The following is a 10,860-nucleotide window of genomic DNA, read 5'->3' on the forward strand; positions in this document are numbered from 1 at the left end:
GGCTAGTCCCCGAGGGTGGCGACCATGACCGCCTTGATCGTGTGCATGCGGTTCTCGGCCTGGTCGAAGACGATCGAGCGCTCGGACTCGAAGACGTCGTCGGTCACCTCGAGTCCGTCCATGCCGTGCTGCTCGAAGATCTCCTCGCCCACCTTCGTCTCGCGGTTGTGGAAGGCGGGGAGGCAGTGCATGAACTTCACGTTCGGGTTCCCGGTGCGCTCGACCACCGAGGAGTTCACCTGGTACGGCGTCAGCAGCTTGATCCGCTCCGCCCAGACCTCCTTCGGCTCGCCCATCGAGACCCACACGTCGGTGTAGAGGTAGTCGGTGCCGGCGACGCCCTCGTCGACGTCCTCGGTGAGGGTGAGCCGGGCACCGGTCTGCTCGGCGATGCCGCGGCAGGTCTTGACCAGGTCGTCGGCAGGCCACAGGTCCTTCGGGGCGCACAGGCGCACGTCCATGCCGAACTTGCAGCCGCCGACCATCAGCGAGTTGCCCATGTTGTTGCGGGCGTCGCCGAGGTAGGTGTAGGTGATCTCGCCGAGGTGCTTGTCGCTGTGCTCGGTCATGGTGAGCACGTCGGCGAGGATCTGGGTCGGGTGGAACTCGTCGGTCAGGCCGTTCCAGACCGGGACCCCGGAGTACTCCGCGAGGATCTCCACGCTCTCCTGGGAGAAGCCGCGGTACTCGATGCCGTCGAAGGTGCGGCCGAGGACCCGGGCGGTGTCCTTCATCGACTCCTTGTGGCCGATCTGCGAACCGCTGGGCTCCAGGTAGGTCACGTGGGCGCCCTGGTCCTTGGCGGCGACCTCGAAGGCGGTGCGGGTGCGGGTCGAGGTCTTCTCGAAGATCAGCGCGACGTTCTTGCCCGAGAGCCGCGGCACCTCGTAGCCGCCGTACTTGGCGGCCTTGAGGTCCGCGGACAGGTGGAGCAGGAACTTGAGCTCTGCCGGGGTGAAGTCGAGCTCCTTGAGGAAGCTGCGGTGGCGGAGGTTGAACGACATCGGTTCTCCTTGGTGATTCGGGCTCAGGCCGCGACGGGCGCGGGGACGGGCGCCGCTGGTGCGAGGGCGGCGGGAACAGGGGTACGTCGGCGGATCACGAGCTTGATGATCTCCTCCACGAGGATGATCGATGCGGCGATACCGATGCAGATGCACCACTGGTTGAACGTCATGCCGGTGGTCGCGAAGATCCGCTCGAGGAAGTCGAGTCCGGTGATCGCGACGATGGCGAGCAGCGCGATGCCGTAGCGGCGCAGCTGGAGCGCCCCCGGGATCGCGCTGCGGTCGAAGATGGTGTTGACCTGGTCGCGGGACAGGAACGCGGCGAACACGTGGAAGAACGACAGGGTCGTGAGCAGCATCGTCCCGGCCAGGATCGCGCTGCCCCGGTCGTCGCCGATCTGGTAGGCCACCAGGGCGCCCACCGTCATGACCGCACCCTGCACGCACAGGCGGATCCAGTTGTTGCGGGAGAGCACCGGAGCGGCGACCGGCCGCGGCGGCCGGGACATCAGGCCGCGGGCGGGCTCGTCGAAGCCGAGCGCGATCGCGAGCGGGATGTCCACGACCATGTTCAGCCAGAGGATCTGCATGGGGTTGAGAGGTACGCCGTCGGCGATGCCGAGGATCCCGGCCCCGATGAAGATCGCGATGTAGGCGACCAGGGTGGACATCTGGAACCGCAGGTACTTCAGCAGGTTGTCGTAGAGCGTGCGACCGTAGGAGACCGCGCCGACGATCGTCGCGAAGTTGTCGTCGGTGAGGATCATCACCGCGGCCTCCTTGGAGACCTCGGTGCCGGTGATGCCCATGGCCACCCCGATGTCGGCGGTCTTGAGCGCGGGCGCGTCGTTGACGCCGTCGCCGGTCATGGCGACGACGTTGCCCTTCTCCTTGAGCAACCGGACCAGGCGGACCTTGTCCTCGGGCGCCACCCGCGCGACGACCCCGATGTCGTCGATGGCGGTGCGCAGCTCGTCGTCACTCATGGCCGCGAACTCGGTGCCGGTGACCGCGCGACCCTCGATGCCGAGCTCGCCGGCGATGGCCGCGGCCGTCGTGGCATGGTCGCCGGTGATCATCCGCACCCGGATGCCGGCGTCGTGGCACTCGGCGATCGCTGCCTTGGCCTCGGGCCGCGGCGGGTCGACGATGCCCACCATGGCCAGGAGCGTGAGGCCCTGGACCTTGCCGATCAGGTCGTCGTTCGGGTTGATCGTGCCGCGCGGGAAGTCGCGCTGGGCGACCACCATGACCCGCTCGCCGGCGTTCGCGATCTTGTCGTTGGCCTCCAGCGCGAGATGTCGGTTGTCGTCTGTGATCGGCACCAACGTCCCGTCCGGTTCCCGGATCGTCGTGGCCCGGGCGATGAGCACGTCCGGGGCGCCCTTGACGTAGCAGCGGACCACAGGTTGTCCGTCGTCACCGGTCATGTCGTGGAAGGTGGCCATGAACTTGTAGTCGGAGTCGAACGGCACCTCGGCCACCCGGGGGAGGGCGGCCCGGGTCTCGGTGATGTTCAGACCGCCCTTGGCACCGAGCACGATGAGGGCGCCCTCGGTCGGGTCACCGATCAGGCTCTCGCCGTCGAGGACGGCGTCGGCGCAGAGCACCATGGGCAGCAGGTAGGGGTCGAGGTCGTACCGCTCGCCGCCGACGTGGCTGATCTCGCCGACCGTGCTGTAGCCCTCGCCGGTGATCGTGTAGCGGTTCCGCCCGGGGATGATCAGCTGGCGGGCGGTCATCTTGTTCAGCGTCAGCGTGCCCGTCTTGTCCGAGCAGATCGCCGAGGTCGAGCCGAGGGTCTCCACCGCGGGCAGCCGCTTGACGATCGCGTTGCGGCGGGCGATCTCCCTGGTGCCCATCGAGAGCAGCGCCGTGACGACGGCCGGCAGCCCGGTCGGGATCGCGGCGACCGCGAGCGCGACGCCGGTGATGAACAGGTCGTCGAAGCTCTGGCCCTGCCCCAGGCCGAGGAGGATCACCAGGATCAGTGCGACCGCAGCGATGGAGGCGATGATCTTCGAGAGCGAGTCGAGCTGCTTCTGCAGCGGCGTCTTGCTCGCCTCGGTGTTGGCGAGCATGTCGGCGATGTGGCCGATCTCGGTGTCCATGCCGGTCGCGGTGACGATCATCTCGCCGCGGCCGCGGGTGACCGAGGTGTTCATGTAGGCCATGCAGATCCGGTCGCCGAGCGGGATGTCGTCGCCCACGACCGGGTCGGCGGTCTTGCCGACCGGCAGGCTCTCGCCGGTCAGGGCAGCCTCCTCGATCTCGAGCGTGGCGGCCAGGCAGACCCGGCCGTCGGCGGGCACCCGGTTGCCGGCCTCCATGAGGACGATGTCGCCGGGGACCAGCTCGCCGGCGTCGATCTCCACGGCCTGGCCGTCCCGGCGGACCCGGGCGATCGTCTTCATCATCTGCGAGAGCGCCTTCACGCTCTCCTCGGCCTTGGACTCCTGGCGCAGGCCGATGACGGCGTTGAAGACGGTCAGCCCGGCGAGCACGACCGTGGTGCCGGTGTCACCGGTGACGACCTGGTTGACGAAGGCCGCAGCCAGCAGGATGACCTGCATGAAGTCCTGGTACTGGCGCAGGAAGGCCCGCCAGGCCGGCTCCTTCTTGCCTCCGGCGAGGAGGTTGGGCCCATGGGTCGACAGGCGGCTGGCGGCCTCCTGGGCCGACAGGCCACGCTCGGGGTCGACGTCGAGTCCGCGGGCGACCTCGGCGGCAGCGGTGGAGACCGGGTCCGCTGCGTTGCTGACCGCGGCGATCGGTGCGTCCTGGGTCGTCATCGGTCCTCCACGGTCGGCACGGGTGCTCTCTTCCGGAGCCTGCTGAGGTGGTGGGTGGTCACGCCTCACCCTCGATGGGTGGTTCGGCTCGACGCCCGAGCGCTTCGGGCGGCGTACCTCTCCGACGGGTGAGCCGAAATCACCCGTGGGGGTGAGATCGTGAGATCGTGTGATCGACCACTACCGGGAGCAGGGCGACACGGGCGGCCGGAGCCGCCAAGGACGGGGTCCGGGCGGTCGACGTGGACTGCTGAGAGCTGAGAAGACTGACTCCCACCGATGGGATGGCCCCCATGGCACACGCTGGGCGTGGTTCCGGTTCGGTCCGGCGACGTCGTCACGACTCGCCCTTCTTCCGGTCGAAGTTCCGCGTGCCCACCGCTCCCCGCCACTTCGTGCGCCGGCCCCGGCTCGTGGGCCTCCTCGACGACCTCGCGGACTACCCCGTCACCGCCCTGGTCGCGCCCGCGGGTGCCGGCAAGACCGCGCTCGCGGCGGACTGGATCCGGTCCACGGACCGGCGAGCGGTCTGGCTCGCGCTCGACGACTCCGACCGCGACCCCCAACAGCTCATGACGGCGCTGGCGGCCTCGGTCGACCAGCTGGCTCCCGGTGCAGCGGAGACCACGATGGACGTGCTCCGGAGACCCCACGAGCCCGAGGACGCCGTGCACGCCCTGGTCGAGGCGCTCGAGGGCGCGGAGGTCGACCGAGCCGTGCTGGTCATCGACGACGTGCACCTGGTCGACGATGAGGCCGCGGCGTCGTCGAGCCTCGCGTCGTTCATCGAGCACAAGCCCGACTGGCTGGACCTCCTCTTGGTGAGCCGACGCCAGCTGAAGCTTCCCGTCGACCGGCTCCGCGCCGCGGGCGCGCTCGCCGACCTCACCTTCGACGCACTCCGTTTCTCCGACGACGAGGCGATGGCGATGCTCACCGGGCTCTGCCCGGACCTCTCGGCCGAGGACGTGCCGGACCTGGCCAGGTCGGCCGGCGGCTGGGCGGCCGCGCTCCAGCTCATCGCGCTGGCGGTCCGCTCCCACAGGGTCGCCGGGACGCCGCCCCCCGACCTCACCGGCGAGGCCCCCGCAGGGTCCGGCCGCCTGGTCGACCAGTACCTGTGGCACGAGGTGCTCAGCGCCGAGCGCCCTGAGCTGATCGACATGCTCCTGGCCGTGTCGGTGGTCGATCGCGTGAACTACTCGCTCGCCGAGGCGCTCACCGGCCACCCCGAGGCCGGCGACATCCTCGCCGAGGCCGAGCGCCGCGGGCTGTTCGTCACCGCCCTCGAGTCGGGCGGCTGGTTCGAGGTGCACGGGCTGGTGCGGGAGCTGCTGCTCGCCGAGTTCGAGCGCCGCTGGCCCGAGCGGCTGCGGGAGCGTCATGCCCGGGCCGCACGCTGGTTCGAGACCGCGGACGACAGCACCAGCGCGGTCGAGCACTGGCTTGCGGCGGGGATGCCTCGAGAGGCCCTCAGGCTGCTCTCGGACCTCGCTGTTGACCTGTTCGAGAGCGGCCGGGAGCCGCTGATCCACCGCATGCTCGCGGGGATCTCGCCGAGCTTCAGCGACACCGACGTCGACGCCCTGATCGAGTTCGCCTGGTGCCAGCTGCACGTCGACCGTCGGGCCTTCGAGGTGGCGCTGGCCGCAGCGGAGTCTGCGGCGCCGGCCGACGAAGCCACCGTTGGCCGGCTGCTGGTGCTGCGTGCCGCGTCCGCGATGCTCGCCGGTGACGTCCACCGCAGCGAGCGGCTCGCGCGACAGGCGCTGGACACGATCGGCGAGCTCCGGCTCGGCTCCCTGGGCCGGTTCGGCTGGACCCTGGTCGCCCACGGCATCGCGCTCGCCGAGCGCTGGCAGGACGGCGCCCCCGACATCGGCCAGGTGCGGCTCGGAGTCAGCAGGGACCCCGGCCGCTCGATCGCCCTCGAGGGCACCCGCGCGATCGGTCTCGCGCTGGCCGGTCATCCGCTCGACGCGGTCGAGACGTCGGCCGGCGTACGCCGGATCGCCAACACCGAGGACATGAGCTCGCTGCGGACCGAGCTGTCCCTGGCCGATGCGATCGCCACCCGGGAGCTCGGCGACCGTGAGCAGGCAAGGCAGCTGCTCGAGGGCTTGTCGGCACAGCCGTCGTACCCGCTCGTGTTCGTCCAGGTGCTGGCGCAGCTCGAGCTGGTCGAGCTGCACCTCTCGAAGGGTGACGTCGACGACGCCGAGACGGTCTTCGGCCTCGCCTCGGAGAACTGCGAGCGCGCCCACCACGGACCCGGCGCGATCAGCGAGCTCGCCCGCCGCGGCGTGCTGCTCGGCCTGGCCCGAGGGGACCACGACGCGGCCGCACACTGGACGCAGCGGATCGACGACCCGTTCTGGCGACCGCTGAGCGATGCTCGCGTCGAGCTGGCCTCGCGCCACCTCCCCGAGGCTGCCGAGGCCCTCACCCGGGCCGTCCCCCGGTCGGCCCGGCACCGGGTGATCAGCCACCTGATGCTGGCGAGGACCCTGCGGGACAGCCAGCGTGCGTCCGCGGAGAAGGAGGTCGCCAGGGCGGTCGAGATCGCCGCGGAGCGGGGCATGCTCCAGACGGTCGGCTCGGAGGGGCTGGAGCTGCTCGACCTGCTCGAGCTCGCCGCATGGCGGGTCCCGGAGGGCTGGATGCGCCGGTTGCGCCACGTCGTGGTGGGCAGTGAGGACCTCAAGGTCTCACCGGGGATCCTGGTCGACGAGCTCACGGCCCGGGAGCGTGACGTGCTGCGCCTGCTTCCGACCCGGCTGACCGTCCGCGAGATCGCCGGCGAGCTCTACGTGTCCCGCAACACGGTGAAGTTCCACCTGCGCGTGATCTACCAGAAGCTCGGCGTGAGCTCCCGCGCCGAGGCGGTCCAGACCGCGCGCTCGCTAGGGCTGCTGCGCAGCCGCTGATCTTGCGTCTGAGGAGGAGAGCCCGAACACCTTCAGCACCTGACGCTCGAACTCCTCCTCCGAGAGCAGGCTCCGGTCGACCAGCTGGAGGAGCTGTCGGACCTCGTCCACCCGACGGGGCTGCACGGGCGTCGCGACGGGTCCGCCTCTCGGGTCCAGAGGCGGGGGACGCCGCAGCAGACCCGCGTGGTCGCGTCGTGACAGCGAGACTCGCCTCATGTGTCGAACCCCCTCCCCCCGTGTTCCTGGTGGGCGCGGTGCGCCTGCTCGAGCCGGTTCCGCGGGATCCTCTCTCCGCCCACGATGCGGCCACCGCCGGACCTCGCCGCGTCCGCCAGCTCCTGGGCCCACCGGTCCTCGGCGACGAGGATCAGTGCTGCGGTACCCGGCCGCAGGGCCCGGCACGCCAGCGCGATGTCGTCGTCACTGAGGAGCCCGCCGACCTCCCCGTCCACGCTGCGCAGGTCGGCGAGCGCCGCCACCAGCTCGGGCTCGGTGACGGCGTACCCGCCGTGCGCGTCGGTGACGACCGCGACCAGGTCGAGGATCCTGATCCTCGACGACTCGACCAGGCTCCGCAGCGCCTGGGCGACGGACATGCTCGACGACAGCTCGGGCAACGTGATGACGATGTACTCGACGAGGTCCGGATCGGGTGAGAGACGCGCCTCGGTGTCGGGCCCGTCGCGTCCGCCACCCTCGGCCATCGTCGTGTCCTGCTCCGAACCGGCGGCCTACGCCAGGAGCTTCGCCTTGGCCTGCTGGAACTCCGCTTCGGAGATCGCACCACTCTTGTGCAGCTCTGCCAGGCGCTCGATCTCGGCCGCGGGGCTGGTGCCGGTGCCCGCCACGCTCTGGACGTAGCTGCGCATCTCCTGCTCGCGCCGCGCGGCGTCGTTGACCGCGTGCATCCCCATCTGCTTGCCGCGCACGATGAGGTAGACGAACACGCCGAGGTAAGGGAGGACGATCACGAAGATCGTCCACAGTGCCTTGCCCCATCCGGACAGGTCGTCGCTGCGGAAGATGTCGGAGAAGACCGAGATCAGCAGCCAGATCCAGATGAAGAAGAGGAAGAACCAGAGCATCGAGAAGAAGACGTCGCCCGGGCTGTACTCCCAAACGGTGACCACGGTGAAACCTCCTGGGTCAAAGTGATGCGGCGGGTCGTCGTCGACCGGCCAGTCGCGCGCCAGTCTCGGAACGACATGGGTGGGTGGGCACTACCCCGGACGGGGTCGTACCGGGACTTGCTACGAGCCGCGCTTCATCTGGTAGGAGAGCGCCCAGATGACGGCGATGTTGAAGCCGATGATCATTGCGGCCCAGATGGGGTAGAACGGCAGGAACGCGAAGTTCGTCAGGATCGACAGACCCGCCACGACCATGCCGGTGAGCTGGCCCCAGGACTTGCGCATCAGGATCCCGATCGAGACCACGACCCCGATCACGCCGATGACGATGTGCGTCCAGCCCCACGCCGTCACGTCGATCTTGTAGAGGTACTCGGTGCCCGCGGCGAACAGCTCGTCGTCGTGGACTGCCGAGGCCCCCTGGAGGATGTCGAAGAACGAGGCGAGCATCAGCAGGACGCCGGCGAATGTCGCCGTGACGTCGGCAAGCCCGCCCTTCCCCGAGAGGTCCATGTCGTCTGCGGTCATGCGTCCTCCTCCGAAGGTCGAGCACGAGCATGGCACCAGACCCGGGTGGACACGCCCCACCCCGCCGGGGTGGTGGATGGTCAGCCGAACGCCATCCCCTCGGTCTCACCGGTCACCTCGGGCTCGGGCAGTCGGACCATCCGGAAGGAGTTCACGAGCCCGACGAGCGCGGCGAGGATCGGGACCAGCAGCGCCACCTGCAGTGCCAGCGGGCGCGCCTCGGTGTTGATCCGCACGATCTCGTCCTGGATCTGCTCTGGCTCGTCGGCCAGCAGCGCCTCGAGCTGGGTGTTGCTCATCAGCTCGGCGTTGCGCTGCAGGGTGTCTGCCACCTGGGCCTTGTCGTCGGGCGGCAGGACGGAGCTGTTGTCGGCCTTGTGGGTGAAGGTCACCGACAGCGCCGCCAGCATGATGGCGCCGGCGAACGCCAGCCCGAAGGACAGCCCGAACGACCCGGCCGCGGAGTTGATGCCGGCGGCCTCGCTCACCCGGTCCCCGGAGATCGGGCCCAGCGTGTAGTTGTTCAGCTGCGAGACGAGCAGGCCGAAGCCGCAGCCGGCGACGACCAGCGGGATGGCGAGGGCCCACCCGGAGTCGGCGCGCGGCACGATCGGCAGGAGGGCCGCCATGCCGACCGCCAGGAGGACGAAGCCCAGCCGGATGATGACGCTGGGCCGTCGGTCGCCCTGCTTGCGGCCCGCGAGGAGCGCGATCGCGAACATGCTCAGCGACAGTGGCGCCAGCGAGAGCCCCGCCTCCATCGCGTTGTACTCCAGGACCATCTGGAGGTAGATGGGGAGCGCGATCATCGCGCCGCCCAGCGCGATCTGCTGCATCATCTGCTGCGAGATGCCCAGCCGGAAGGTCTGGACGGCGAAGAGGTCGGGGTCCACGAGCGTCGGACGGCCGGCGCGCTTGCGGCTCACCAGCCACCGGACCAGGGAGCCCAGCGCGATCGCGCCCACCACCATGAGCAGCAGGACGAACTCGCCTCCCTCCTGCCAGACCAGGATGCTGAGGACCAGCCCGCCCATCGCCACGATCGACAGCACGGCGCCGACCGGGTCGATGGTCCGTGGCCCGGTGTAGGGCGCATCGCGGACCATCCTGAGGCCCGACAGGACCACCGCGATGATCACCGCCTCCATGCCGAAGGCGACCCGCCAGGACAGGTAGGTGGTCACGAAGCCCCCGAGCAGGGGGCCCACAGCTGCCGCGATGGCCGCGGCCGCGCCGACCAGCGCGTAGGCCTTGCGCTGTGCGGCGCCCTCGAAGTTCCCGTGCACCAGCGACTGCATCGCCGGCAGCAGCAAGCTGGCACCGAGGCCACCGATCACGGCCCAGAACACGATGACCGCCGTCAGGCTCTGCGCCAGGGTCATCGCGACCGCTCCCGTTGCATACCCCAGAAGGCCGAGCACGTAGGCGCGCTTGCGCCCGATCAGGTCGCCCACCTTGCTGCCGATCAGGATGAATGCCGCCGACACCAGCGCCTCGAGCGCGATCGCGGACTGCACCCCGCTGACGGTGGTGTCCAGGTCCCGGACCACGGCACTGATCGAGACGTTCATGAAGGAGGTGTCCACCACCAGGACGAACATCGCCATGGCCAGGAGGACCGCGAGCCCGGTGCTGCCCGACGACTCCGTGGAGGCTGCTGCTTCTCCCTCATTGCTCACCGTGCACCACCACCTCGTGACCTGCGCCGCGCGCTCGCGGGCGTCACCACGCTAGGCCTGACGGGGCGGCCGGCCACCACCCGAACCGGGGTGGGGTGTGTGGCCACCCCGGGCGCGTCGGCCCGGACCGAACGATGAACGCCCCCGCCGTACGACGGGGGCGTCCGTGCGGGTCAGCGACCCGAACTGCTCGTGGGCAGGGGCGGGGTCGAACCGCCGACCTTCCACTTTTCAGGCGGACGCTCGTACCAACTGAGCTACCTGCCCGAGCGGCGCTCACCCTACCCGAGTCGAATCGTGGACTCCGAATCGTGTCCTCTACCCTTGGACGGCACCTGGCCCCCATCGTCTAGCGGCCCAGGACCCCGCCCTTTCACGGCGGTAGCGCCGGTTCGAATCCGGTAGGGGGTGCGAGCGTGAAAACGGCCCTGACCAGCGGGAACGCTCGTCAGGGCCCCTTGCGTGCTGTCCGGCTGTGTCCGGCATTGGATGGCGCTCTACGGGTGGCTGGGCAGAATACGGGCAGAAGTCCTCTCGACCAGGCGAGTCGCCCATGCGTGGGTTCGAGAGGCGTTCGGCGTGGGCCGAGGTCGGCAACAGGCAGCACATCGAGCCCGGCATCGCCGAGGTCAACCGGGTCGGGCTCCTCGGAGAGCTCGGTGCCACCTGGAGTCGCTGGGGCCAGCGACTGATCCCGATCGGCACCATCTACGACCCATTCGTCGCGCGCGCCCTCGAGCGCTGGTCGTAAGGGATGTACGCCGGTGGCCAGGCGATCCTGGTCGGCACACCCT

9 protein-coding genes and 2 tRNA genes are annotated in these 10,860 nt (G+C 69.8%); 3 read left to right on the forward strand and 8 right to left on the reverse strand.

Translation table 11 applies throughout. The annotated features are described in order from the left end of the window. Window positions 1-2: 2 nt before the first annotated feature. Both argF and VFV89_RS00700 read right to left on the reverse strand, forming a co-directional pair. Window positions 3-1,004: an ornithine carbamoyltransferase gene (gene argF, locus VFV89_RS00695; RefSeq protein ID WP_329703967.1), complete on the reverse strand. Its 1,002-nt coding sequence runs from the start codon at window positions 1,002-1,004 to the stop codon at window positions 3-5. Between the two features lie 23 nt (window positions 1,005-1,027). After that, a complete protein-coding gene (locus VFV89_RS00700) occupies window positions 1,028-3,799 on the reverse strand; it encodes an HAD-IC family P-type ATPase (RefSeq protein WP_329703968.1) in 2,772 nt (923 codons plus the stop codon). A 371-nt stretch (window positions 3,800-4,170) separates the two neighbouring features. Between VFV89_RS00700 and VFV89_RS00705 the strand changes: the two genes are divergently transcribed. Further along, window positions 4,171-6,726, forward strand: a complete 2,556-nt coding sequence (locus tag VFV89_RS00705; protein WP_329703969.1) for a LuxR C-terminal-related transcriptional regulator — start codon at window positions 4,171-4,173, stop codon at window positions 6,724-6,726. Here the strand turns inward: VFV89_RS00705 and VFV89_RS00710 are convergent. The 6 genes from VFV89_RS00710 to VFV89_RS00735 all read right to left on the reverse strand — a co-directional run bounded on the left by VFV89_RS00710 (window position 6,703) and on the right by VFV89_RS00735 (window position 10,333). Then, window positions 6,703-6,837 carry a hypothetical protein gene (locus VFV89_RS00710; protein WP_329703970.1) on the reverse strand — a complete coding sequence of 45 codons (135 nt, stop codon included), beginning with the start codon at window positions 6,835-6,837 and terminating at the stop codon, window positions 6,703-6,705. The genes VFV89_RS00705 and VFV89_RS00710 overlap by 24 nt on opposite strands. A gap of 104 nt (window positions 6,838-6,941) precedes the next feature. Further along, a complete protein-coding gene (locus tag VFV89_RS00715) occupies window positions 6,942-7,433 on the reverse strand; it encodes a DUF6325 family protein (protein WP_329703971.1) in 492 nt (163 codons plus the stop codon). A gap of 27 nt (window positions 7,434-7,460) precedes the next feature. Further along, window positions 7,461-7,859, reverse strand: coding sequence for an SHOCT domain-containing protein (locus VFV89_RS00720; RefSeq protein ID WP_329703972.1), 399 nt, complete (start codon window positions 7,857-7,859; stop codon window positions 7,461-7,463). Window positions 7,860-7,979: 120 nt separating this feature from the next. Continuing rightward, on the reverse strand, window positions 7,980-8,387 hold the full coding sequence (locus VFV89_RS00725) for a DUF7144 family membrane protein (protein ID WP_329703973.1): 408 nt from the start codon (window positions 8,385-8,387) through the stop codon (window positions 7,980-7,982). Window positions 8,388-8,467: 80 nt separating this feature from the next. Continuing rightward, the gene (locus VFV89_RS00730; RefSeq protein ID WP_329703974.1) at window positions 8,468-10,066 is read right to left on the reverse strand and encodes an MFS transporter; all 1,599 of its coding nucleotides are present in this window, start codon (window positions 10,064-10,066) and stop codon (window positions 8,468-8,470) included. Between the two features lie 193 nt (window positions 10,067-10,259). Continuing rightward, window positions 10,260-10,333 (reverse strand) — tRNA-Phe (locus VFV89_RS00735). 71 nt (window positions 10,334-10,404) lie between these two features. Here VFV89_RS00735 and VFV89_RS00740 point away from each other — a divergent pair. Both VFV89_RS00740 and VFV89_RS00745 read left to right on the forward strand, forming a co-directional pair. Then, a tRNA-Glu gene (locus VFV89_RS00740) sits at window positions 10,405-10,477 on the forward strand. A 142-nt stretch (window positions 10,478-10,619) separates the two neighbouring features. Next, the gene (locus VFV89_RS00745; RefSeq protein WP_329703975.1) at window positions 10,620-10,817 is read left to right on the forward strand and encodes a hypothetical protein; all 198 of its coding nucleotides are present in this window, start codon (window positions 10,620-10,622) and stop codon (window positions 10,815-10,817) included. Window positions 10,818-10,860 lie beyond the last annotated feature (43 nt).

The sequence above is a fragment of the Nocardioides sp. genome, from assembly GCF_036274455.1.
Lineage (GTDB): Bacteria > Actinomycetota > Actinomycetes > Propionibacteriales > Nocardioidaceae > Nocardioides.